This is a genomic window from Pseudoneobacillus rhizolycopersici (genome assembly GCF_054786815.1).
The window spans coordinates 80,578-105,944 of the sequence record NZ_JBTOOE010000009.1 but is presented as its reverse complement, the minus strand read 5'-3'; the positions used below and the strand labels follow the sequence as shown (position 1 = coordinate 105,944).

Genomic DNA, 25,367 nt, shown 5'->3' with positions numbered 1-25,367 from the left:
CACTGAAATCGAACAGCCCAGTGAACAAATTGTGAAAACCTGAACAATAGGCACTTTAACACTTTAAAGCATGTGGGGACTGTCCCCACACCCTTTAAAGCGCTAAAGTGTAGCCTTAATAAGGTATGTCTGTGAATTGGTCTAAAGTTTTTTTCGGATGTTGTATAGGATTGGGTTTTTGTCAAAGGATAATTATGTAGGAATTTCTTAAAAAGGGTTGTGCTGGAATGTTTAAGAAGTCGAAGAAGGGTAGCAATGAAGAAGCCAAGCCAAATTTTGAGGTGAAGCAGAAATTACTTTCGCTTAACCTACAGGAAAATCTACAATCCATAAAGGATAGTTTTGTTCATACAGATGACCTAGGACAAAGGGAGATTGCAAAAGTTGGCATGTTAGTCTATCTCGATTCCTTAGTCGATAGAAAAAAAGTGGAAAAATATGTTGGTGATGTGATTGCCGAAACCGACCATTTTCTGTTTCAATCACAAAAGGTTGAAAATTTGGATGATGTGATTGTCAAAATGCTAAATGGATTTTCTGTTTTACTAAGAGATCGCTGTCAAGTAGCCTATTATTTTCCTACATCCGGATTTTCCAATCGGACGATTCAAGAGCCATCCAGTGAGCATGTCATTCGTGGATCGCATGAAGGGTTTATTGAAGATTTATCAACAAACATTCAATTAGTTCGAAGGCTTGATAAAAATGAAAAATTAGTCGTTAAATATATGGAATTTGGTGAGCGATCAAATACATCCGTTGCGATCTTGTACATAGATGATCTCATTGATAAGAAAGTTCTTGAGGAATTAGAATACCGTTTGTCCTACTCTAAGATAGGGTATGTTCAGTCGCCCGGCTACTTGCTTGAGTTTATTGAGGACGAGTCTTTTTCACCATTTCCACAAATGCTAAGTACGGAAAGGCCAGATCGAGTTGTCGCGAATTTGATGGAAGGAAGATTTGCTCTTATCGGTGACCGTAGCCCGATTGCCTTAGTGGCACCGATTAATTTCTTTGCTTTTTTTCAATCACCTGATGACTATAACATTCGATTTTATATCGGTTCCTTTCTATCCATGATCCGTCTTCTCAGCCTAAGTATAACGATGCTTTTGCCTGGCATCTATATTGCTGTGGTTACCTATCATTATGAAGTTGTCCCGTTTGAATTTATGCTGACGTTAAAAGGAACGCTCGAGTATGTGCCGTTTCCGCCCATCATTGAAGCGATATCAATGTCGGTCATATTGGAGTTATTATCCGAGGCAGCTACCCGACTCCCAAGTCCGATTGCTCAAACGATAGGGGTGGTTGGAGGACTAGTCATCGGTTCGGCGATTGTGGATGCTAGTCTCGTTTCGAACTCGATGATCATTGTCATAGCCCTAACCGCAATCGCTTCCTACACCATCCCAGTAAATGAAATGAGCACCACGGTTCGATTATTAGGTTTTCCGGTAAGTATCGCTGCCTCCCTATTTGGTTTTATTGGCATCGCATTTGTGGTGATGTTTCTCTTGATTCATTTATGCAAATTAGAGTCCTTTGGCCAACCGTATTTTTCGCCAATGGCCCCTTTGAAAAAGCAAGAAAACAAAGATACGTTTTTCCGTTTTCCAATTTGGTCAATGAAATTCCGCCCGACTACAACCCAGGTCAAAGATGTTCGAAAAATGGGTAACCCGCGAGGATGGAAGAAACATGAATGAAAAAACCATCACCTTATCTCAATTATTTTTTCTGATCATTCAGGCGCAAATTGGCATTGCCTTTTTGGCGCTTCCTTTTCAAGCAGAAAAATACGCTAAAGGGAATTCTTGGATATCTGTGATTGTGGCAAGCATCATGATTCAATTATTTATGATTATTATTTGGGGGTTAATGAAGCGCCACAAAGGAAAGACAATTTTGGACATTACTTCAGAATTATGTGGAAAAATTGTGGGCAACTTCATTAATTTTTTATATCTACTTTTTGGAATCGCGGTTATGTCGGATGTTACCATTCTTTTTTCCGATCTGATTCAACGTTGGATTTTAGAAATGACCCCGAAGTCAGTGACATCGCTGTTGATTCTTTCGGCTAGTCTTTATCTTGGGAAACAAAATTTAAGGGTGATCGCTCGTTTTTTTACCCTTGTTAACGTGATCATTTTATTATTATTCATTCTGTCCTTTTTCGCCTTTACCAATAAATTAAGCTTTACAAATCTTCTTCCGTTAAATCAATCTGGTCCCCGTGACATTTTTGTAGGAGCCTATCACTTAACGTTTGCCATGCTTGGTTTTGAAATATTACTATTTATTTTTCCTTTTGTTATAGGGAATGACAAGCAAGTGTTGAAAAAAATTATTTGGTCCAATCTGACGATTTTAGTCATTTATCTTTATTTTTCGATATTAGCATTAGCTACCTTTAGCCCGAAGGAAATTGAAATTGTTCCTGAACCGGTTTTGTACATGCTAAAAGGGTTAAGTTTTCGGATTGTGGAACGCATCGATATGATTTTTTTAACGTTTTGGATTTTTCCGATGATGACTACGCTAGTCACTTATTTTTATATTGCCAGTCTAACCGCGGCAAAGCTATTTCATAAAGGAAAAAGGAAGCATCCGGTTTGGTATTTGAGCGTCATCGCCTTTGGAATTTCTTTTTTTATTATTGATGAGAAGCAGATTCAAACATATAGCAAGTACGTTTCAATAATTGGCTATGTCTTTGTATTTGTCATTCCGCTCATCCTACTGATTCTGTCGATGATTGTTAAAAAGATAAAAAATAGGAGCCTGCCATCATGAAGAAGATCACGATTTTACCCATTCTGTGTATATTTTTAACAGGATGCTGGGATCAGATGATGCTAAAGGAAACTCGATTAGCAGTCGGAATCGGCTATGATCAGCATGGAGATGACGAATTATTGCAAACGGTAGATATTGAAGTTCCAAGAAGTGATTCAAGTGGAACCGGGCGTCCTGCATTTACTTCGATTATCTTGAAATCAACGGGGGCGACTCCGCGTCAGACAAGGACGGAGGTTGAACAGGAAGTAGCAGGGAATTATGCTCCCAATAAGGTGTTAGTCTTTTTGCTTGGAGAGGATCTTGCGAAAAAAGATATCTATCCACTATTTGATAAACTTTATCGGTACCCGCGAAGTTCCTTAGGGGCAAAAGTCGCACTTGTAAAAGGTCGTGCGGAGGATATTTTTGCGCTAAAGAAGGTTGAAGAGAAGTTGATTAGCCCAGCGTTGCTCCAGACAATTGAGAGTGCAGAGGTGGATACCTACATTCCGCAAACATCTATTCAATCCATTTGTCCAATCCTTTTAGATGATGGTCATGATTTTGGTTTGCCGATTATAAAGAAGTCTGATAATCATCAGTTAATGGCTGCAGGAATGGCTTTATTTCATGGGCAAAAATATACTGGTGTCGATTTGAATGAGGAAGAAACCAGTACGTTACTATTATTAAACAGAGATGAGAAGCAACTAACAAGGTTGAATTTTAAAGTGAATCCAGAAGAAAAACGTAAAATTTATCAGTATATCAGTGTTAATGTATTTTTGAAAAAGCATGATTTAAAAATAAAGATAAATAAGGCCAATCAAGTGACCGCTGATCTCAAATTGAATCTGCATTTGCATGTGATTGAATACCCGCTCGATAATTTGAATAGTAAGGAAGTCCAAAAAATGGAGAAAAAAATCAAGCAGGAATTTGCGGAAAAGGCTAAGCATGTCATCAGTGAACTTCAACGAGCGAACTGTGATTATTTCGGAATCGGCAAATGGATCAAAGCCTACTACCCAAAAGCGTGGGCCGCGATGGACTGGACCCAAGTCTATCCAACCATCGAAATCAACCCCCAAATCCAAATCGAAATCGTCGAAACCGGCATCATCAGATAAAGAGAACCAAAATATTTTACAAAACACTTTAATACATTAACGCTTTAAAACACCCGGGGACAGTCCCCGGGTGTTTTAAAGCGTTAATGCGTTGAAGTAGGAAAATTGTGTCGAAAAAATTAAGCGTTTTCATGACAAGCTTCGCCTATCTTTTCAGTTTTTGACTTATATAGTTAAAGAAATATAATGTCTGACTTTGAGGTGAGGTTGGTGTATTTTAACGCTTTATTGGATGCGGTGTTTGGACCATGTACGATCTTTCACGTTATTGAATGCTCTATTTGCGGATTTGATGAGATTTATTACCAAGATACAGAAACGAACAAAGTCATTGGTAAGGCATGCGCCGGCTGTAACTTTGTTCAGAAATTTGATTTTTAATAATAAACTACACCATTATTATTTCTTTGAACCATTTTATTCGAAGATCTATCCTAAAATAAAAAGAAGTAATTACCTTAGCTCGTACGCTATAGCTAGGTAATTACTTCTTTTTTTGCCTTTTCAGTTGTAAAAAATAACATTTTTCGAGAACAACCTATTAATGGCGGATTGAATAATCTGTTCATCTGTACCTCGTTTCGTTAGGTATTCTTGTTGTTTTGCTGTAAATTTTTAAACCGAATAAAATCACTTAACTCTTTAAATTCCTTCTTACTCAGACCTTCATTAATGGCCTCTTTCACTAAATGAGTCCAATCAGAATCTAGCTGTTCGTTATCAGAAACGTATTGGTGATCTATTCCTAATAAATTATCTACTGTTGTATCAAGTGAACTAGCTAGCTTGGCAAGTAGCTGTAAGGAAGGATTAGTCTGAAGATTTCTTTCAATCTGGCTTAGGTATGATTTAGAAATACCTGATCGTTTCGCCAGTTCTGAAAGGGAATAATTCTTCTGTTCTCTTAAGTTTCTAATCCGTAACCCAATCATAGAATTCTCCTTTTATCAGATTTGATAAGTTCATTATAAGGAACAATTCGTTCTAAATAAAATACGAAATATTGAGAAAATAAGAGGATTAACGAGATAACGAACGAATTATGTTCATTTTATAGAAAAAATGGTTAAATTTGGAGTTTTTCAAATATTCAAATGTATCATATACTCAATTTGTAAGTTCGCTACAGAGAACAAGAGCTACTAAAAAACAAACGGAAAGGGGGCAAGAGTTACTGGAGCTGATAACACCAAGTGTTGACAGTACATACAGAATGCAGCTTACAGCCTTGTTTTCAGTGAGAATCAAAACGGTCAAATCCTGTTTAAGAGATTGATCGGATGAAGTGAATAGGTAATAAATGTATATTATACTGTTCGACATATAGAACAATGTCTAATATACAACAACAAAATTATAAAATTCGAGGAGAGATTATCTAATGAAGAAAATGTCATTAAAAGGTAAAATCGCAACTGGTGTAATCGCAGCAAGCGTTATCGGAACTTCTACTTTTGCTTTCGCACAAACAAACGCTGGAACCCAATTTACTGCCTGGGGTCAAGCACAAATCAATGCAGCAAAATCAGCAGTTCAAAGTGACTTAGCTGGTAAACTAGCAACTAAACAAGGTGAAATCAGTTTAAAAGCAACTGGTGATAAGGCAGCTGCAGAAGGTAGAATTAACCAAGCGGGAACTGATGAAAAGGATGATACAAAATCTAAGATTCAAGCTCAATTAACTGCTCATGTAACTTCACTTGGCACTGCACTACAAGCATTCTTAGATGCTATTGGCGGTGATTTTGACACTCTAGTATCAACATCTAATTCTAATACTACAAGCTCATTAAATCATCAATATAATCAATTATCTGCTGATATTACAACAGTATTAAATGCGGCACAAACTCGAAACGTTGAAGATGTTACAGAACAATCTTTACTAATAAAAGGTAAAGCTACATCTGATTTAATTCAAGAAATTAACCGTGTGAAAAGTGAATTAGCTGCTAAAGTAGCAAGCGAACAAGCTACAGCAACTCAAGAAGTAACTGACTACTTAAACCGTGAAGTAGCTCGTATCAACGGTCAATTAGATACTTTAATTTCTGGTCTAGAAACAGCTGCTAAAAACGCTATCGCTGATGCTGGTAAAGAAGTAGAAGACAGCGCTATTGAAAACTTTGAACGTGTAATTAGCCTTATTGATAGGGGCACAACAAATGATCCAAATCTTATTAAAGTTGACCCACAAAAACTGACTTGGAAAGCTGAAAATGCTAGAGATGGAAAAATTAAGTTTGAAGTAACCAATAACAATGCCTTTGACGTAGTGTTTGAATATCAATTTACAACGAATGGAAAGCCTGCTAACACAGGTGTATCTGAAACACCATATGCTAGTGTCTCACCAGGAAAAAATACGATGTACTTTGATGTAAACAAGTTACTTGGCATTGATCGTGGTGGTACTATGATCATTAGATACCTAGATGAAAACGGTAGCTTCAAATACGCTACAGAAATCAAATTAGCTGATTTATAAGATTTAGCAACAGAGGCAGAGGAACAGCTTTCCCTCTGCCTCTTCGAAATGGAGTTTCTTTTTAAGAACATAATTGTTCTTTCTGGATAATAGAATGAAAAGTAGTATGGAAAAGGAGGTAAACTATGAGGCTTTCAAGGGTAAAAAAGTATAAAACCAATAAAAGACGTAAAAATCTTCTTTTAGCCATCCAACAGGATCCGCAAAAGGTCCTAACAAAGGTGATTATTGCGTCGACGATTACTGGGACAGCCCTTTTTTCCACCACGATTGCATTTGCGGATAGTGGCTTTACCGGTTACCTGAAACGCTGGTATTCAGAACGGTTGGCTGAGGTGGAAGAGCATCTTACTACGTCCATTGAGGTGGAAACAACGAATCAAAAAGCGATTTTACTTAAAAAGGCTAGAGTGCAAACAGAACAATCGATTGCCGAAATTCAAGATTATGCTGCCTCTATCCAGACTTCCGTTAAAAAAAACATTGAAACAAGAGCAGAGGAAACGATAGAGGCGATACAGTCAAATCTTCAGTCTGACATGGAATCAACAAAAAAGTTGATTGACGAAAGTATCCCTAGTGCGACAGAAGATCAAAATGGTCCCGACGATGAAAAGGACCAAGAAATCCGAGAAAAGTCTGATACAGTCAAACCAGAGGACCAATCCAAACCAATTGAAGTCCGTCCAGTAGAAGATAAAAAGTAATTAACCAAACGAGGGTGGGAATATGGAAGAAACTATCTTAAAAAAAGAAGAACCCGAAATTAAACAAAAGGATAAAAAAAGCTCAATCATGGAATGGGTTCGATTTGCTGCTGGATTATTAGTCATTGTCATCCTTATTAGAAATAGTATTGGGATTACAACCATCAGTGGATTCTCTATGCTGCCAACTTTCCACGATGGAAATGTTGTTGTGGAGGAAAAAATAAGTAAATATTTTTTTGCACCAGAGCTTGGCGATGTCGTCATTGTGAACAAGCTTGAGCAACACTATAAAATTATCAAACGTGTCATCGGTATTGAGGGAGACACGGTCGAAATCAAGAATGGTATTATTTTTGTCAACAACGAACCTGTTCCTGAGATTATGACAGAAGGTGTATCAGAGGATATGGCTGCCGTAAAGGTGCCCGCTGATCATATTTTCGTGATGGGAGATAATCGAACTCCAGGTGAAAGCATCGATAGTAGAGATCCAAACGTGGGGCCAATACCTCTTTCAAGTGTGGATGGTTATGTGTTATTTTCATTGTTTCCCTTTGGAACGATTCCAAAGCCAATTAACTTGAAAAAGTAACAAGAAACTGAGGGATAGAAGGATGCCAAAAAATCTAATCAAAATAGTGTTAGTTGCGTTAGGACTTCTTTTTTGTGTTAGCTCAGCTTATGCTGCTTCTAATACATTTCAAAACCTTTCTGTTTGGGCAAATCAACAAAAAAGTCAAGCAGAAAACCATATTAAAGATCAACTGAATAACAATGTTGAAGTCCAAATGGCTCTATTGAATGCAAAAGCAAACCAATTATTATCGAACTCTAATAACGAAATTATAGCAATGGGTAATCAGACGAAGGAAAAAACAAGTACTACGATAAACAGTGCTCTACAAACCTATAAAGACAATTTACAACAGACAGCTAATGAAATCGAGGCAAATAGCCAAAATGATATGAGTCAAATTACCGAAAAGATTCATCAACAAACGAAAAAATGGAGTCAATCCATCGAAGAAGCGGAACTGGATAACTTAGCATTTCAAAGTTTAGACACGAAAGCTGTGAACGAACAAAAGGAACAATCCCAACAACAGTTGCAAGAAGAAATCGATTTAACAATCGCAACCATCGAGCAATTGGACCAACTGAAGGAATCGGAGTCCAATGCCCATGTAAAGGAATACATCCAAAGGAAAATAGACTTCTTGAATGATCTCATTGTTTTATTAAATGAATCTCATTCAAAAGATAACGAATAGATTTACTCCCCCTAGATGTCTCTACTATATCTAGGCTTTTGTCTATCATAATGGAGAAGAAAGCCAATCACAATACGTGATTGGCTACTTTAATTAGAGGGGGGATCTACTGGCTTTGCTGTAATGATATATCGTTGTGGTGCGTTTCCGATATATGAGAATGGATAACAAGTTGTTAAAATTAGGACCTCGAATTGCTTCTGTAGTGTAATAACGCTTAGGTCGTTTGCCTCAACAATTTTTGTGTCTTCAATTTGATAGGAAAAGGTTCCATTTGGAAGAGTAATGGTTAAAATGTCTCCTAAATTTAACTCACCTAATCGACGAAAAACTGTATCACGATGTCCTGATAGGACAATTTGCCCTTTTTCATTCGGAAAAGAGGATCCTTTATAATGACCAACTCCTTTTTCTAAATCGTCTTCATCCGTTCCTTCAATAATGGCAAGTTCCTCGTTAATACTTGGAAATTTTAAAATTCCAACCACATCACCATTTTGTATCTGTTTACCAAATGTTAACTTGCTTTTATTAGCTCGATTGATAACCTCATGAGCCTCATCCATGCTCTTTTTTTGTGCAACAAACGTTTGAGAAAACTCCGTGCCACCCAATGTAACCAAAACTAAACCTGCCAAAACAAGTAGAAACGAAATATATTTCATTGTTTACCTGCTTTCTTTAAAGATTCATCATGCTAATACGAAATATATGTACCTTTTACCAGTAAAGTATTCCATGCATTAGTTTTTTATAACGAATGACTCGAGTGAAAATTTAACTCTTATTATCGTATGTGTTCATTATAATGGACGAGTTATTCTGATTAAAATACAAAAAGGCAAGAGAATTGGAGATATATTGAGGAAATTGACAAAAAATGTTCTTTATATAGAATATTTGAACGAATATGGAGTTTTCCTAATTTTCCGATTTATTTTATACTAAGTGCGGATAGTTCTTTAAAAAGAACAAAATTCAGAAAGAATATTGCAAAGTTAGGATGTGATTAGAATCAGGTACACAAGGATAAGGAGATACAAGAAGCAGTATAAAAGGTTATTATTTCTTATTCATATCCTTACTATCTGGAGCCTTTTCTTATTAACTATATTGCAACTAAATTCATTTACGAATGCCTCTTTTAATGATGTTGAAGAATTATCAGCATCATTACATGTAAAATGGCCTTTTGATGAAGATAACCAAAATCCTTGGGATAAAAGTTCATTAGCCTTTTCTACATCTGGTCTAAAACGAGGAGCGACATGTAGCCCTCCCTATATATATGCTGAAATTTATAATAGTGGCGCAGATATGACATTCTCTATTTGGAGTTGGGAGTTATTTAAGGTAGGTAAAGGAAAAGCCTCCAAAACACCTCAGGGTCCCGCTTTAGATAGTGGGATTGTAGAAAAAATTAAATCTGACAATAAGGGAAGAATAGACTCTTCATCCACACAACTTACAGACGGAAATTATCGTTTTAAAGTGACTAAACCAGATAGACCAGGTCAGGATCATATTTGGAGTGAAGTGATTGAAATAAAAAATTGTTCAGGGAACCAGGTGAATAAAGACATGGAACAAACCGTTGAGAAGAAGGAATTAATGGAACCTGATAAACAAAATCAACAACCCAAGAAGAATCATGATGAAAGTATGGAAGAAGAATCAGAAGTGATAAATAGTGAAATAAATCAGGAGGAAGAGATAGAAAGTGAAATTATCCAAGAACAGCAAGAAGAGATAAGAAATGAAATTTTTAACGAACAACAAATAAAGGCAGATTAAGGAATTAAAGAAACTCAGATTTATAGAAACACAATTTCAAAAAAAGGAGATTGTAAAAATGAAAAAGGCTAAGAAATTTTTTAGTAATCTAGTTTATGGAATCGTTTTTATTGCACTTCTCGTCATGATTGTAATGGTTATTTCTTCTAGAGCGTCTGGTGGGGAACCTGAATTATTTGGTTACCAGTTTAAAACAGTATTATCAGGTTCAATGGAGCCTACCTTCAAAACAGGTTCACTCATTTTAGTAGAAAGAGTTGAAAATGTAAAAGAGTTAAAGGAAGGCGATGTCATTACTTTTAAACAAGATGAAAACAATGTAGTGACTCACAGAATTGTCGAAGTAATGGATCAAGGCGGGAGCGTTTTATATCGAACAAAAGGTGATAACAACGAAGAAGCAGACATGAATCCTGTGCTGGATCAAAATGTCGTAGCTAAATATTCTGGAATTACCTTCCCATTCATTGGTTACTTTTTGAAATATGCTAGTTCTCCGATTGGAACAGCATTGCTACTTATTTTACCCGGCTTATTACTACTAGGTTATGCTGCATTAACAATTCGTGCGGCCATTAAGGAAATTGAAGCGAAAACCACAGCTCCTCAAGTCATTGAGCCAAGTGAAAAAATTGTTTAATAGGTTGTAACTCTAAAAGAGTTCACATACACCCTAATGGGTGAGAAATAATCTAAGGAGGAATTTGAAATGAGTATCAAAAAGAAAATGAGTATTGGTATCCTTTCCGGAGCTTTAGGTTTATCGCTTATTGGTGGTGGAACATGGGCAGCGTTTAATGATGTGGAGACGACTAGCAATAGTTTTACTGCCGGTACATTGGATTTAGTTGTTGATGGAACTTCTACAATGAATTTTGATATAAAAAATCTTAAACCAGGCGATTACTTTACAAAAAAACTAGTTTTAAAGAACGGTGGATCTTTAGATATAAATCAAATTAAGGTACATGCAAAATCAAAAAATACATGGGTGGACAAAGATGTACTAGGGTTAGGGACTGGGGCAACTCCTAAAATTGCAGTTGACGCAGGTAAAAATACTGAAGCGGATTTCTTGAGCCAGTTTGAAGTAGTCTTCACCAAGACATCACCTGGAACACCGCCATTTACTTATACTACAAACCTAGGCTTATTAGCAGATCCTACTAATCCAGTTATTGGAGAGCTAACAGGAACAGATGAGGACACAGTAGGTTTAGCAGCTGGTGCTACTTCCTCCATAGAATATGATGTTAAGGTTACTTTTATTAGAAATGATACAACTTTCCCGAATAGTAGACTTCAAGTCCAAAATAAATACCAAGAAGAGAGTGCAAGTTTAGATTTTGTATTTGAAGCTACACAAATGAAAGGTGAAGTTAGAAATAATAACTAGGCTTTCCAATTAATAATACAAGATTGAATGTATAGGAGGAGAAAAGGATGAGTATTAAAAAGAAATTAACGATTGGAGCAATGTCTGCTGCGTTAGGCCTATCCTTAGTTGCCGGTGGAACGTGGGCAGCATTTAACGATATAGAACAAACATCTGCAAGCTTTGCTGCAGGTACACTAAACTTAACATTAGCTGAAGTTGCAAATGGTGGCCCTAAAGAGTTTAAAATTAGCAATCTGAAACCAGGCGATAAAATGACAAGATCAATTAGACTTGTAAATGATGGTACATTAGCGATTAAGGATGTACTATTATCCATCGATGGTATTAACTTTACGGACTATATACCAGTAGCTGGTCAACCAGGATTCGGTGATACAGATACTTGGGGATCAAACACTGGATTAGAATATTTAGACCAATTCAATGTTAAAGTAGTGAGCGTAGGTGACCAAGGTGGCGGTGGCTATCCAATCGATATCATTGTCCAAGATATTACACTAAAGGATTTATATTTAGCAACATCCTCTGAAACAACTCTAGTTCCTGCGGATGTGACTGCTGCAAGAGCAAAGTTAAACGATACGGCCTATGTGAAAGCTGGCTACTTTGATGATAACCGTTTAAAACTTACACCGAGAGCACAAGATTACACAACTCCAGGCCTAGGAGATCAATACGCTGGAATTCCTGTTGGGATTGCTCATAATGTGAAAATTGAAATTGAGTTTAACAATGATCTAACATTAACACCAGGAACTTTATCATATATTCAAAATAAGTTCCAAGGAGATAAGGTTGACTTTAACTTTACTCTAGAAGCACGTCAGTGGGATGGAATTGAAGTTCTTGACTCCGATGTTCAAAACGGCGTTGTAGAGAGCAACAAAAAGCATAATAACGGTAGGCCAATTCAACCATAATACTTAATTATAATAAAACAAAAGGTGGGTTAATCCACCTTTTGTTTAAGACCGAATGGGGACTAACGAATGAACACTTTTCGTTATGTTATTATTGCGAAATTATTAGTGGTATTATTAATCCTTTTACCTTCTAATCAAGCGCTTGCAGCAAACAATGAGATTGATATTAATCTAGATTTAAGTAAATTCTTCATTCAAGTAAGCAATTTAAAACCTGGGGATACGGTTTCACATAAAATAATTGTACAAAACAGGGGAAAAAGGGATTTTACGTATAATACGATATCCACGTTTAAAGGTGGTTCACAGAAATTATATAATCAGTTCCAATTAAAGGTTTGGGATGCCAATGGTAAACTGTTCGATGGACTATTAAAAGACTTTAATCGTTTACAGCCTAGATTTTTACAGTCCCTAAAACAAGAGGATTTAAAATTTCAAGTGTCGTTTCCCTATGAATTAGGAAATGAATATCAGGGACTAGGTTTTGAAGTGGAGTTTAAATTCATGGCTGAGGACCTAGATGTAGTGCCAAACCCAGACCCAGATCCAGATCCCAACCCAGACCCAGATCCCAACCCAGACCCAGATCCCAACCCAGATCCAGATCCCAACCCAGACCCAGATCCAGATCCAGACCCAGATCCAGATCCAGACCCAGACCCAGACCCAGACCCAAATCCAAATCCAGACCCAGACCCAGACCCAGACCCAGACCCGAACATAGATCCAAATCCCAACCCCAACACAGATCCACTTCCAGACCAAGAAGAACAAGACGAAGATCATTCAGTAAATCCGACAGATCCAGACATAACAGAAGCTAGTCCAGTACCATCGGATGGACACGACAATGAACTTAAACCACAACGACCAATTAGTAAAGATGAGCTAGCAACGAAACCTGGTGAAGGTAATATTTTACCTAAAACAGCCACGAATATATATAACTATTTTTTAGGCGGTATAGGTCTAATACTATTTGGTCTAATCCTAGGTTATTTTCATAAACGAAAAACTTTAAAGATTAATAAGGAAATTAAGACCTAGGTAGAGTCTTATTCTAGGTCTTAGATTACATAGTTAATACAAATTTAGAAGATAAAGAGGCTTGTCTATGAAAAAAACAATCCCAATTTTACTTACTGCCTTCATTTTATACCTTGGAATCACCTTTAAAGCCGAATTACTAAGTGCTGTCAGATCCGAAGCTTATATAGCCATACCGATTAGTATGCTATTTGTGGCTATACTCGTCTTCTTCCCTGTTATCCCCTATGTCGTCTTAGCAGGAATGATCGGTTCGGTTTTTGGAATCTGGTTGGGGACCGGTATTTCGTTCATAGGTATCGGGGTGGGAATAATGGTGATGTTCCTATTAGCTCGGTTCGGTTTTCAAGAATGGATGCAAGGTTATCTTCAAAAATATCCAAAACTGCAAGACTATGAAGGAATGTTTGAGAACAATGCTTTCCTTGGCATTCTCATTGCACGTGCTATTCCTGTTATTCCATCCCCAATTGTCAATATTGTTTCGGGAGTCAGTAAAGTAAAATGGCAGGTTTTTTTAGGGGCTTCCTTATTAGGAAAACTGCCTGCAATCTTCATCTTTACGATAGCAGGCAGCCTTATTGGGAATCAAAAATGGATATCTATCGTGATTTATGCGACTTACTTTTTGAGCATTGCTATTCTGATTGGCCGTAGGATGAAACAAAATCAACTAGCAGATCAACAAATTGTTCAGCCTTGAAAACGCTAATAGAAGGAAAGGATGCGAATTTGTGTTTTACTTATTTATGTATCTAGCATTTATTAATGTATTTGATGGATTCGTGACTTATGTAGGTCTTATCACTGGAAATATCGAAGAGTTGAACCCAATAATGAATTATTTATACGAAGTGGATCCATTATTATTTATCGGTGTAAAGTTATCATTGTCGTTTTTGTTGCTAATCATTTACTTCCTTATAAAAGAGCCAAAGTCTGTTGTCCTTAAAAGTTTACTACTAGTTTCTTCTATTATATATACGTTAGTTTGCCTTAAACATTCGTATTGGATTGCCCTAGTCATTAATATGTAAAACGGTGTTAAAACCCCATTTTAGAATCGAATAGTGGACATGCCCATTTTTTACCAAGAAATATCGACAAAATGATAGCGCTTTCGCTAAAATCACGACAGTTAAATTTTCCGAATTTTAATAAAATTGATTACTAGGTGGAAAATAGATAAATATATGGAAGAAAATGTCGGAAATATGATAAAACAAACTTTAGACCTATTACAATAAACGACATGCTAATCAAGAAGAACTAGATATAATTACCTTATCGCTAATACTTATGGCTTAAGTCAGAAAAGGGCAAACCTATTGAAAAGTAGGGACGCAAAGTCACAGATCTAAGGTACTGTCGAAACGACACTACGATGATGGCTGGATTACCTGAGGTACTTTTAACGTATTTTGGGGGAGATAAAGTGAAAAGTAGAACAAGTTGGGCACAAGAATTAGATAAGGAATGGTTAGAACTAATTATGGAAGCCAAAAGACTCGGGATCGAATTAGCTACTATTCGAGACTTTTTTCACCAAAATGAAGTAAAGGAGCTATTGTTAGAAAAATGAATAACAAATAATAAAGAGTATTTCTGAAGTGATGGAAATACTCTTTTTTAATTTATTCATTTTTGGACTGGGTTATTCTCCATTTATTAAATTCCAAGAATTCGCGGAACTGGTTCTTGGATATCCCCGATTCCATTGCCTCTTGGACAAGCTTTAGCCAATCAGAATCTAAATCTTCTCTCTCTATCGAATCGTTTATGAGGTAATCCACAGAAACCTCAAGAACGCTGGATACCTTCTCTAAAAACTGAATAGACGGATTAGATTGTAAGTTTCGTTCAATCGCACTTAAATACGATTTAGCGACCCCTGCTTTCTCGGCTAGCTCGGAAAGGGACATCTTCTTTTCGACTCGAAGTTGCTTAATACGTTCACCAATCATAGAGCTTCACTCACTTTAACATTTACTTTTTCCTATTATATCAGAAAACGAAATAATTTCATATTATCCATTTTCAAAACATTCACAAACTTTAGCGCTTTAAAGGATGTGGGGACAGTCCCCACATCCTTTAAAGCGCTAAAGTATTCTTCCATTGATTATCCATTTTGGGTATAATGATAGTTGGTAGGAGTTTAGGGTAGGAGTTGTTGGATGATGTCAATTTTGGTTACGGGTGGTGCCGGTTATATTGGTAGCCATACTTGTGTGGAATTGCTTAATGCGGGTTTTGATTTAGTTGTTTTGGATAACTTTTCAAATAGTAAGATAGAGTCATTAATAAGAGTGAAGGAAATTACCGGAAAGGATTTTGCGTTTTACCAAGCCGATCTGCTGAATCGCGAAGAGGTGGAGAAGGTTTTTCAAAATCACTCAATCGAAGCGGTTATTCACTTTGCTGGATTGAAGGCTGTGGGAGAGTCAGTATCCATTCCACTTCATTATTATCATAATAATATTACAGGAACGTTAGTTCTTTGCGATGTGATGAAGCAATATAATGTGAAGAACCTAGTGTTCAGTTCATCCGCGACAGTGTACGGAATGCCTGACACAGTGCCGATTTCTGAAGATTTCCCTCTAGGTGCAACGAATCCTTATGGGCGAACAAAGTTGATGATTGAAGAAATTTTACGAGATTTATATGTTGCGGATAGTAGTTGGAGCATAGCTCTATTACGCTATTTCAATCCAATTGGTGCACATGAATGTGGGCGAATTGGTGAAGACCCGAATGGTATTCCCAATAACCTTATGCCGTTTATTACTCAAGTAGCGGTGGGTAAGCTTCCTGAGTTGCGTGTGTTTGGTAACGATTATCCTACAGTAGACGGTTCAGGAGTACGGGATTACATCCATGTAGTGGATTTGGCGGATGGCCATTTAAAGGCACTTCAAAAAATCCTTGGGACAACAGGGGTCGAAGCCTATAACCTTGGAACCGGAACAGGCTATAGCGTTCTAGAAATTGTCGCCGCTTTTGAAAAAGCTTCTGGCGTGAAGATTCCTTATCAAATTGTTGATCGAAGACCTGGGGATATTGCCATTTGCTATGCAAATCCGAGTAAAGCCCGTGATCAGCTTGAATGGGCGGCCACAAGAGGAATTGAAGAAATGTGTCGCGACTCGTGGAAATGGCAGAAAGCAAATCCAGAAGGTTATTAACAAAAATAAGTACCCTTGAAAAATATAAATCTAACAGAGGAACCACGGCAGAAGCCGTGGTTTCTTTTTGCAGATTCTTAAACAAATAGAATAGAAAAAAATTTCAAAAAAATATATCAGACTATAGTATGACATCTTTACCATTTTGGCAATTTATAGTATAATCCTAACTATCAGAATATTAGGAATAGCACCTAGAGAATGAATTTTTGGAATATTATTAAAGGAGGAGAGTTTGCTAGTTTCTACATATTATTTTGATTCGGGGGGAAATGATTTGTTAAAGAAGAGCACATCAATATTATTTGCATCTCTACTAGCACTTTCAAATGGTGCAGCCTATGCTGCAGGTCCAGTTCCTGTTGCACCTACTAAAGAACAATCTGTTGATATCTCAGCTCCTAAGTTAGTCGATACCGAAAAAACTTATGCAGAAAATGAAAAGGTTCGCGTCGTAGTTGAATTATCAGCAAAACCTGCAATTGATTACGCTCAAAAACAAGGCGTAAAGTATAGTGATTTGAACAAAACTACTAAACTAAATCTTGAAGCGGATGCTTTAGCGGCACAAAAGAAAGTAATTTCTGCTTTAAATTCTTTAAAAATTAAAGCCAAAGTATTAAACCAATTTACCACTGTTGTAAATGGATTTAGTGCAGAAGTAGAATATGGAAAAATTCCAGCCATTGAAGCACAACCGGGTGTAGCAAATGTTTATATTGCTAATGAGTACGAGCGCCCTGTAGAGCAGCCTGAAATGCTATACAGTAAAGAACTTGTACAAGCTCAAAAGGCTTGGGACGCATACGGTTACAAAGGTGAAGGAATCGTTGTTGGTGTAATTGATACAGGAATTGATTACACACATAAAGATATGGTTCTATCTTCAAATACAAACGAAGACCTTACAAAGGCTAAAGTAGATCAAATTGTTACTGAGCAAGGGCTTCCTGGTAAGTACTATTCAAAGAAAGTCCCATATGCTTATAACTATATGGATAATAACAACACTGTTTTAGACCTTGGTTCTGCTGCATCCATGCACGGAATGCACGTTTCTGGAACGGTTGGGGCTAATGGTGACGAAAATAATGGCGGTATTAAAGGCGTGGCTCCTGAAGCGCAAATCTTAGGATTAAAAGTATTTGGAAATGATCCTGAAATGCGTTCAACTTGGGGTGATATTTATGTAAAAGCAATCGATGATGCGATTAAGCTTGGTGTTGATGTTATCAACATGAGTTTAGGTTCTACAGCTGGATTTGTATCCCCTGATGATCCTGAACAAAAAGCAGTATCACGTGCAGTTGATAATGGTGTAGTCATGTCCATTTCTGCAGGTAACTCTGCACACTTTGGTGCCGGACATACATCAAACCCATTCCCGGCTAATCCAGATATCGGACTTTCCGGATCACCTGGATTATCTTATGATTCAATCCAAGTTGCATCTTATGAAAATTCTTATTTAGATTTAGATGCGGTTTCCTTTACTGTTGATGGAGCGCTTAGCAAATATCCATTTAAATCAGCAAGCTCAGCCAACCCATTGAATCAACTAGGGAAATCATTTGAAATTGTTGACGGTGGCCTAGGTAAACCTGAACAGCTTACAAATGCAAAAGGAAAATATGCCCTAATCCAACGTGGAGAACTTGACTTCGTTACAAAAACAAAAAATGCTCAAGCCGCTGGTGCAGTTGGCGCAATCATTTATAACAACACTGACGGTTGGGTTAACATGGCAACTGAAGCAGCAATCACGATCCCGCAGTTATTTATGTTAAAATCGGACGGGGATGCCGTTATTGCAGCGTTAAAAGCAGGTAAAAAAGTAAATTTAGCGTTCAATGGCGACATGGCTAAATCGAAAAACCCTGATGCATCAAAAATGAGCTCATTTACATCATGGGGATTAACACCAGACTTAGATTTCAAACCAGAAATCACAGCTCCGGGTGGACAAATTCTTTCAACATTTAATAATAATAAATACGGTATGATGAGCGGTACGTCCATGGCAGCACCACATGTGTCCGGGGGATCTGCCCTTGTTCTTCAACGTGTGGACAAAGAATTTGCTTTAAATGGATTCGACCGAGTCCAAATGGCTAAGAACATTTTAATGAATACGGCTCAACCTGTTATGGATAAGGGAACTATTAATAATATGTTTGAATTTAATATCCCTTACTCACCACGTCGTGAGGGTGCTGGATTAATGCAGCTGCATGCAGCATTATCTACTCCTGTAATTGTAACGGATAGCACATTTGGAGAAGCAAAGGTTGCTTTAAAACAAATCAATGGCAATAAAGCAACATTCACTCTAAAGGCGAAAAACTACTCGGACAAGGCTGTAAGTTACGATGTGAGCGTTGGTGTTCAAACAGACTTAGCTTTATTTAATAAGCTTGGTTATACTGCCAACGAACTAGAAGCTCAGCCACTTGAAGATGTAGTCGTAAAAGTTAATGGAGCAGATACTGCAACTGTTGATTTAGCTGCTAAAGAAGAAAAAACGATTAATGTTGAACTGGATCTAACAAATGCTAAAGTATTAAATAGTAATGCTAGTGCCTATGTAGCAGCTTCAACAATCTTTAAAAATGGTTACTTTGTCGATGGCTTTGTTACATTCAAAGACAAGGCAGACACAAACCCAACATTATCAGTGCCATTCACTGGCTTTAAAGGCAAATGGGATCAAGCTCCAGTTGTCGATGCGCCAAGATATGACACAGCCAATACGTACTATGGATATACATCTTTATTGGATGAAAGCTTAAGCTTCCTAGGGTATGATCTTGCTACTGGAAAAATCAATCCAAATGCGGTAGCGATTTCTCCTAACGGTGATGGTTTACAAGATACAGCTCGTCCAGTTCTTTCTTTCTTAAGAAATGCAAAGAAAGTAGAATACAATATTCTAGATAAAAACGGTAACAAGCTGCGTACGATTCGTTCTGAAAATAATGTTAGAAAGCATTATTATAATAGTGGTTCAGGTGGAGCGCAAAAATACTCTATTAAATCTGCAGCTGCTTGGGATGGAAAAGTAAACTTAAAGACTGTAGCTGAAGGAGATTATCAATTCGAAATCCGTTCAGTGATTGACTTCCCTGGTGCTCAATGGCAATCTATTAAGCTTCCAGTTAAGGTTGATTTAACAGCTCCAACAGGTACTGTTGTTTATAACGCAACAGATAAGACTATCAAACTTTCAAGTGCATCCGATAATGCAAATGGAAGCGGTGTTTCTCATTACGATGTTGTTGTAAATGGTAAGTTAGTGCAGGCTGATATTCCAGCAGCAGCCACTTACAAGTTTACGACAGAAGTTATACCTTCTGCAGAAGTGAAAGTTGTTTTATATGACTTTGCTGGAAATTCAAAAACATTAACTGCAGATTCAGTAGCACCAGATATTCACGTGGTATCACCGGGTGCGTTGACAACTGCTAATTCAAAAACAGTTCCAGTTACTGGTTATGTAACTGACTCATCTGGATTGGCGAGCCTAACGGTTGCTGGTAAAGCAGTTGATGTCGTTTACAATGAAGCATCAAAACGCTATGAATTCACAACGACCGTTACATTTGATTCAGATGGCGTAAAAACTTTTGAGATTAAAGGTGTTGACCTAAGAGGTAACGAAATTAAATTCCAACGTTCTGTTTTCGTTGACTCTACTCCTGCCAAATTGAATGTAATCGGTGCACCGACTACCGTTCAAAGCCATGTGGACAAAGCAGTCGTGTCATTGGAAGTAGAAGATAACTATGATGAAATTCAAGTATTAGTAAATGGATCAGAAGTATATTACAATTCATTTGAGGGCGGCTATGAAATGAGAGCCTTCAAAAAGACAATTAACGATGTCGAACTTCCATTAGCTCCTGGGGTTAACACATTTGTTATTGACGTAATTGATTTTGCTGGTCATAAAACGACTAAGACGATTACGATTACGAGAGAAGCTGAAATCCAGTTAGCTGCTGGCCAAGGTTACTTAACACTTGATCACCAAGCTTTAGGTAACTTACAGTTTAGCTTACGGAATGCGGATGGTTCGCAATGGTACGATATGACGACTGATGCAAATGGTATCTTTACACATAACCTTCCAGATGGTAATTATGTAGTAGAAGGTATTTGGAAAGCACCAACTTGGTATCCGTTAAATATGAAGTTTACATTAACGAATGGTCTTGTAAACGGTTCAGCTCTTAAGATTGAAGCGTTAGACTATCAAGCAGATTTAACTGCAGGTAATGTAACTGGTACTTTAAGTAGTGGTACAAACGCGTTAACAAACCTTGAATTTAGTATCCATTCTGTAGATGGAAACGATTGGTACGCTGCAAGATCGGATTCTAAAGGTCAATTTGTCTTCAACTTACCAGACGGAACGTACCAAGTAGATGGAATTTGGGTAGCTGCTAAGAACAGATGGTATGAGCTAAACCAACAATTTACAGTCGTTGGTGGAAAGCTTCAAGGTTCTGACTCATTAGCAATTGATGTGAAAGCATCTAAACCAAATTACAATGTGACTGGAACTCTGTATAAGGGTTATCAAGAAATCCCAGACTTAGTCTTCAGCTTACGTACTGAATCTGGTGATGCATGGTATAGTGCACAAACAGATGAAGATGGTAAATTTGGATTCAACCTTCCAAATGGAACTTATATCATCGAGGGTATCTGGATCGGTTCAGAAGGTAAATGGTATGCACTAAACAAGAAAGTCATCGTTAATGGTGGCCAACAATTTGACATTCAACTTTAATTGTCAAAAATGATCATTGAAAAGGACAGTGGGGTAATAAACTCCCTGTCCTTTTTTATTGTTAATATTGAAAAAATAACTCCAATTGAATTGAACTAGCTCTAGCATACTAGCAAAAATACGCTAAAATAGAAATAGCAGAATACAATAAAGAGATAGCCTTTGTTAGGATTAAGGAGGATTTCGAGTTGAAATTAGTACTAAAGGTTATTGCATCCGGAATATCAGCTCTAATTGTTTGGCAATTAATCCTTATGAATACTGTAATAAACACAACAGGTTATGAAAATCATCCTATTTTAGGCAGGAGCTATAAGGAAGGCACTTATTTGCAAGGAATGGAAGGCTTCAGCCGCACTCATATCAATCATTTAGGGATGAGAAACGAGGAAATTCAGCAAAAGAAGGATAGAGAGATTCGTATTTTAGCGTTAGGTGATTCGTTCACAGAAGCCTTTCAGGTTAGTGATCGTATCATCTTTACCCAATTACTACAACGGCATCTTAAGCAAGAGACGGCTAACCCTATCAGCGTAATTAATGCTGGTAGAAGTGGGGGGAGCCCCGCCTATTATATCCATTTAGCAGATTTTTATAAAACAAATATTCAACAGGATTATACGATTATTCAATTAAATGATGCTGATTTCACAGAAGATTTGCTAGATTCAACCAGGAATTTTTATGTAAAGGAGCATTCAGGTTCCTATCAAACTGTTTTTAACAAAGATATTCAAAGTATTTTTCCGTTTCTACAAAAGTTTCCACAGGTGAAGGAATTGCTTGAGTATTCGGTATTCCATGTAGGTGCTGACAAAATCCAAAAGATACTAGCTCAGAAAAAATTTACTAGTGTTCAAGCAACAACATCCAATCATAACGGTCAGGATTTTGATTCTCTCATTTCTTGGACAGTTACAGAATTTAAGCAGCAATATCCCAATCTAGTTCTTCTTTATCTGCCGTCACTAGATTTTGAGCAAATTGACGCTCAGCCATCCGAGATCGAACATCTCGTTGAAGTGTATGCTCAGAAGAATAATGTTCCTATTATCAATATGAGGAAACCGTTTGTACAGCAGTATGTTACCAAAAAACAGCCAGTCTATGGTTTTAACAATACCATCCCAGGTGATGGACATTCGAATTCTTTGGGGCATCAATTAATCGCTGATGAATTAATAGACTTCTTTGAAGGTAGGTTAAAAGATTGATTTTCTCAAGCCTTGCATATCTCATCTTTTTTGTCGTCGTTATCTTGTTTATGTTGATTGTCAAATCAGCCAAGGTAAAAAAAATCTTTCTCTTACTTGCTAGCTACTATTTTTATGCTTATTGGGATTATCGTTTTGTTCTATTGATGTTCCTGATGTCCTTAATCAATTATTATATCGGTATTGGAATTGAAAATAGCCATCAGGATAAACAACGAAAAAGATGGCTAACCGGAAGTATTATTTTTAACTTAACGATATTAGGTTTCTTTAAATACTTTAATTTCTTTATTGATTCCGCAAATATTTTACTCGACAATCTCGGAGTAAGATTTCCATTTCTTGAAATAATTCTTCCCGTAGGGATTTCGTTTATAACCTTTGAGGTAATGAGTTACACAATCGATATTTATCGTAAATCGACCCGATCACCCAAAAGCTTTATGGATCTTGCCCTTCTTGTTGCCTTCTTTCCACATTTAATTGCTGGTCCAATATTAAAGCCAAAGCAATTTCTCCCTCAATTACAACGGGAGATTGTCATCAAATGGGCCAATGTAGAACAGGGTTTACAGATATTCCTATTTGGATTAGTCAAAAAAATCTTAATTGCTGACCGCTTAGCACTATTTGTCGATCCTGTATTTGACGCACCTGAAAAGTATAGTTCTGGAACGATTTGGCTGGCAGTTATTGCTTATGCTATTCAAATATATTGTGATTTTTCCGGTTATTCTGATATGGCCATTGGCTCTGCAAAGTGTTTAGGATTTGACATTCCGAAAAACTTCGATATGCCATATGTCTCAAAAAGCATCACGGAGTTTTGGAGAAGATGGCACATTTCGCTTTCTACTTGGCTAAGAGAATACTTGTATATCTCTTTAGGTGGGAATCGAAAAGGTAGGGTTAGACAATATATCAATTTAATGATTGTCATGCTTTTAGGTGGTTTGTGGCATGGGGCCAGCTGGAACTTTGTCGTGTGGGGTGGTCTTCATGGAATAGGGTTAGCGGTGCACAAAATATATATGGATTATTTTCGTATCTCAAATGTGAAGGAAAATAAAATTTATCAACTGGGCAGTTGGTTAGTCACCTTTGTATTTGTTTGCCTTGCATGGGTATTTTTCCGCTCAACCGATTTCGCTATTTCCATGCTAATGATTGAAAAAATGTTCTATCTATCGGATCCAATAGGTGTTCAATGGTATGCGACATCCGTATTCATTATCGTTCCAATCATCATCATCAGTCACCTGGTAGGAATAAAGCAAAACCGTTATCTTTATTTTCCGTTAAATCGTTTTCTAGGTTTGTTTATTTTATTTTTTGTCTTATTTGGCTTGTTATTTTTAACAGCTGTTCATTCCTCACCGTTTATTTATTTTCAATTCTAATATAAAACGGATGCCGCTAATTAATAGGGGCATCCGTTTTATGTTGCATGATTATCTTTAAATAAAAGAATTCCAACGGAGTGGTAAAAGGCAATCGTAATTCCATTTCCGATTAATCCAAACATCGATTCAGTCATACTGAACAGAGTAAAGGTTAATATGATGATAAAAGGTAAAATGGCAAGCTTTTGTTCATGCTGAAAGATATAAAAAAATGATAAGACCAGAAGAGTGAAAAGAAAGACAGCCAATAATACAGCTGAAATGATTCCGTAATAACCTAATATGGAAATGACACTATTATGGGCTCCTTCGAAAAAATGAGTGGAATAACTCTCACCATTGCCAAATAAAGTAGCTTCCCTAACCATCCCCAGCCATACCTCAGTTCGCCCATTTAAAAGATCCCTTTGGGCCGAGAGTTCTGAAAACTTTTGCACGACGCCAGATATAAGAATTCCCTTTAAAGGAGTAAACAAAGAAAGACAAGCAAAAAGACCAACACCAACCATGATCATCATATTTTTCCGTAGTAATAACGAATGTAAAAGGAAAATAACGGTCATCAGTACGACAATTAATAAGGAAGTTCGGCTTGCTGATAAAAAAATACTAAATAGAGCGAGTCCCATTGCTGCTATTGTAAGTAGTTTTAGCAACCATTTCTGCTTCGGTATCGAAATAAGTATTAATAAACCAGAGATAAAGGCAAGAGTTGACATATGTCCAAAACCATTTGGGTTACCTGCAATACCCGAATAGGGGATGAATTCAACTGGTTTAGTAAGATACGAAATCAAAATATAAAGCATATTAGCTGTAAATAATGAAAAATGAATGATTTGGCCACCTATTTTTGTCATAAATGGCATAACCGTAAAGTATATAAACGGGACCACCAGTAGAAAAAACATTCCCTGAATAGGGATTTTATACTGAAAAAGTTCGGATATTAAAATCGATAAACTAAATAAGAGCCATATGATAAAAACATAAACTGATAAATAGGAAGGGAAAGGAATAATTTTTATTCCATTCTTGTAAATATAAATAATGATAAGGATGATAAAGCAAACCGATATACTTACATACCTAGCAATCGTAAACTCTTTCGCGATTGGCCGATAGATCGTGTCCAAAAAGACAAGGGATGCGGAGAAATAAATTAATGTAAATAAAAAAAATGAGATATAGGACCAATTTTTTATTTTTCTCATTTTA

At 36.9% G+C, this 25,367-nt stretch carries 24 protein-coding genes and 1 riboswitch; of the genes, 20 read left to right on the top strand and 4 right to left on the bottom strand.

The annotated features are described in order from the left end of the window. Window positions 1-227 precede the first annotated feature (227 nt). From ACX9YW_RS11635 to ACX9YW_RS11620, 4 genes are all read left to right on the top strand, one after another. A complete protein-coding gene (locus ACX9YW_RS11635) occupies window positions 228-1,712 on the top strand; it encodes a spore germination protein (protein ID WP_460346481.1) in 1,485 nt (494 codons plus the stop codon). Then, window positions 1,705-2,802 carry a GerAB/ArcD/ProY family transporter gene (locus ACX9YW_RS11630; RefSeq protein WP_460346479.1) on the top strand — a complete coding sequence of 366 codons (1,098 nt, stop codon included), beginning with the start codon at window positions 1,705-1,707 and terminating at the stop codon, window positions 2,800-2,802. Before ACX9YW_RS11635 ends, ACX9YW_RS11630 begins: the two co-directional genes overlap by 8 nt. Further along, window positions 2,799-3,917 carry a Ger(x)C family spore germination protein gene (locus ACX9YW_RS11625; protein ID WP_460346477.1) on the top strand — a complete coding sequence of 373 codons (1,119 nt, stop codon included), beginning with the start codon at window positions 2,799-2,801 and terminating at the stop codon, window positions 3,915-3,917. The genes ACX9YW_RS11630 and ACX9YW_RS11625 overlap by 4 nt, the downstream gene beginning before the upstream one ends. 210 nt (window positions 3,918-4,127) lie before the next feature. Then, entirely contained in the window at window positions 4,128-4,298 is a 171-nt protein-coding gene (locus tag ACX9YW_RS11620) for an acyltransferase (protein WP_460346475.1), read from the top strand. Between the two features lie 203 nt (window positions 4,299-4,501). Here ACX9YW_RS11620 and ACX9YW_RS11615 read toward each other — a convergent pair whose 3' ends face one another. Further along, window positions 4,502-4,849, bottom strand: coding sequence for a helix-turn-helix domain-containing protein (locus ACX9YW_RS11615; RefSeq protein WP_460346473.1), 348 nt, complete (start codon window positions 4,847-4,849; stop codon window positions 4,502-4,504). Between the two features lie 449 nt (window positions 4,850-5,298). Between ACX9YW_RS11615 and ACX9YW_RS11610 the strand changes: the two genes are divergently transcribed. From ACX9YW_RS11610 to ACX9YW_RS11595, 4 genes are all read left to right on the top strand, one after another. After that, window positions 5,299-6,405 carry a hypothetical protein gene (locus ACX9YW_RS11610; RefSeq protein WP_460346471.1) on the top strand — a complete coding sequence of 369 codons (1,107 nt, stop codon included), beginning with the start codon at window positions 5,299-5,301 and terminating at the stop codon, window positions 6,403-6,405. Between the two features lie 125 nt (window positions 6,406-6,530). Beyond that, window positions 6,531-7,112, top strand: coding sequence for a hypothetical protein (locus ACX9YW_RS11605; RefSeq protein WP_460346469.1), 582 nt, complete (start codon window positions 6,531-6,533; stop codon window positions 7,110-7,112). A 22-nt stretch (window positions 7,113-7,134) separates the two neighbouring features. Beyond that, on the top strand, window positions 7,135-7,707 hold the full coding sequence (lepB, locus tag ACX9YW_RS11600) for a signal peptidase I (protein ID WP_460346467.1): 573 nt from the start codon (window positions 7,135-7,137) through the stop codon (window positions 7,705-7,707). A gap of 22 nt (window positions 7,708-7,729) precedes the next feature. Then, window positions 7,730-8,386 (top strand): hypothetical protein, encoded by a 657-nt coding sequence (locus tag ACX9YW_RS11595; protein ID WP_460346465.1) that lies wholly within the window; start codon window positions 7,730-7,732, stop codon window positions 8,384-8,386. 89 nt (window positions 8,387-8,475) lie between these two features. On the opposite strand, the gene srtD is transcribed toward ACX9YW_RS11595, so the two are convergent. After that, window positions 8,476-9,051 (bottom strand): class D sortase, LPxTATN-specific, encoded by a 576-nt coding sequence (gene srtD / locus ACX9YW_RS11590; RefSeq protein WP_460346463.1) that lies wholly within the window; start codon window positions 9,049-9,051, stop codon window positions 8,476-8,478. A gap of 340 nt (window positions 9,052-9,391) precedes the next feature. Here srtD and tapA point away from each other — a divergent pair, with 340 nt between their 5' ends. The 8 genes from tapA to sinI all read left to right on the top strand — a co-directional run bounded on the left by tapA (window position 9,392) and on the right by sinI (window position 15,134). Then, window positions 9,392-10,180 (top strand): amyloid fiber anchoring/assembly protein TapA, encoded by a 789-nt coding sequence (gene tapA, locus ACX9YW_RS11585; protein ID WP_460346461.1) that lies wholly within the window; start codon window positions 9,392-9,394, stop codon window positions 10,178-10,180. Window positions 10,181-10,238: 58 nt separating this feature from the next. Next, window positions 10,239-10,820, top strand: coding sequence for a signal peptidase I SipW (sipW, locus tag ACX9YW_RS11580; RefSeq protein ID WP_460346459.1), 582 nt, complete (start codon window positions 10,239-10,241; stop codon window positions 10,818-10,820). Window positions 10,821-10,889: 69 nt separating this feature from the next. Then, a complete protein-coding gene (locus tag ACX9YW_RS11575) occupies window positions 10,890-11,576 on the top strand; it encodes a TasA family protein (protein WP_460346457.1) in 687 nt (228 codons plus the stop codon). Between the two features lie 47 nt (window positions 11,577-11,623). After that, on the top strand, window positions 11,624-12,499 hold the full coding sequence (locus ACX9YW_RS11570; RefSeq protein WP_460346455.1) for a TasA family protein: 876 nt from the start codon (window positions 11,624-11,626) through the stop codon (window positions 12,497-12,499). Window positions 12,500-12,568: 69 nt separating this feature from the next. Continuing rightward, the gene (locus ACX9YW_RS11565) at window positions 12,569-13,552 is read left to right on the top strand and encodes an LPxTATN C-terminal sorting signal domain (protein ID WP_460346453.1); all 984 of its coding nucleotides are present in this window, start codon (window positions 12,569-12,571) and stop codon (window positions 13,550-13,552) included. Between the two features lie 67 nt (window positions 13,553-13,619). After that, window positions 13,620-14,255 carry a TVP38/TMEM64 family protein gene (locus tag ACX9YW_RS11560; protein ID WP_460346451.1) on the top strand — a complete coding sequence of 212 codons (636 nt, stop codon included), beginning with the start codon at window positions 13,620-13,622 and terminating at the stop codon, window positions 14,253-14,255. A 31-nt stretch (window positions 14,256-14,286) separates the two neighbouring features. Next, window positions 14,287-14,589: a DUF5658 family protein gene (locus tag ACX9YW_RS11555; protein ID WP_460346449.1), complete on the top strand. Its 303-nt coding sequence runs from the start codon at window positions 14,287-14,289 to the stop codon at window positions 14,587-14,589. Between the two features lie 271 nt (window positions 14,590-14,860). Then, window positions 14,861-14,956: riboswitch (cyclic di-GMP riboswitch) on the top strand. Window positions 14,957-14,987: 31 nt separating this feature from the next. Continuing rightward, window positions 14,988-15,134, top strand: a complete 147-nt coding sequence (sinI, locus tag ACX9YW_RS11550) for a DNA-binding anti-repressor SinI (protein WP_460346447.1) — start codon at window positions 14,988-14,990, stop codon at window positions 15,132-15,134. Between the two features lie 52 nt (window positions 15,135-15,186). Here the strand turns inward: sinI and ACX9YW_RS11545 are convergent, their stop codons facing one another. Continuing rightward, window positions 15,187-15,516, bottom strand: coding sequence for a helix-turn-helix domain-containing protein (locus ACX9YW_RS11545; RefSeq protein ID WP_460346445.1), 330 nt, complete (start codon window positions 15,514-15,516; stop codon window positions 15,187-15,189). A gap of 216 nt (window positions 15,517-15,732) precedes the next feature. Here ACX9YW_RS11545 and galE point away from each other — a divergent pair, with 216 nt between their 5' ends. The 4 genes from galE to ACX9YW_RS11525 all read left to right on the top strand — a co-directional run bounded on the left by galE (window position 15,733) and on the right by ACX9YW_RS11525 (window position 24,146). Then, window positions 15,733-16,740 (top strand): UDP-glucose 4-epimerase GalE, encoded by a 1,008-nt coding sequence (gene galE, locus ACX9YW_RS11540; RefSeq protein WP_460346580.1) that lies wholly within the window; start codon window positions 15,733-15,735, stop codon window positions 16,738-16,740. A 277-nt stretch (window positions 16,741-17,017) separates the two neighbouring features. Beyond that, on the top strand, window positions 17,018-21,532 hold the full coding sequence (locus ACX9YW_RS11535; protein ID WP_460346443.1) for a S8 family serine peptidase: 4,515 nt from the start codon (window positions 17,018-17,020) through the stop codon (window positions 21,530-21,532). 188 nt (window positions 21,533-21,720) lie between these two features. Next, window positions 21,721-22,746 carry an SGNH/GDSL hydrolase family protein gene (locus tag ACX9YW_RS11530; protein ID WP_460346441.1) on the top strand — a complete coding sequence of 342 codons (1,026 nt, stop codon included), beginning with the start codon at window positions 21,721-21,723 and terminating at the stop codon, window positions 22,744-22,746. Then, window positions 22,743-24,146 carry an MBOAT family O-acyltransferase gene (locus ACX9YW_RS11525; protein WP_460346439.1) on the top strand — a complete coding sequence of 468 codons (1,404 nt, stop codon included), beginning with the start codon at window positions 22,743-22,745 and terminating at the stop codon, window positions 24,144-24,146. The genes ACX9YW_RS11530 and ACX9YW_RS11525 overlap by 4 nt, the downstream gene beginning before the upstream one ends. Before the next feature lie 38 nt (window positions 24,147-24,184). Here the strand turns inward: ACX9YW_RS11525 and ACX9YW_RS11520 are convergent, their stop codons facing one another. Continuing rightward, window positions 24,185-25,363: an O-antigen ligase family protein gene (locus tag ACX9YW_RS11520; protein WP_460346437.1), complete on the bottom strand. Its 1,179-nt coding sequence runs from the start codon at window positions 25,361-25,363 to the stop codon at window positions 24,185-24,187. Window positions 25,364-25,367 lie beyond the last annotated feature (4 nt).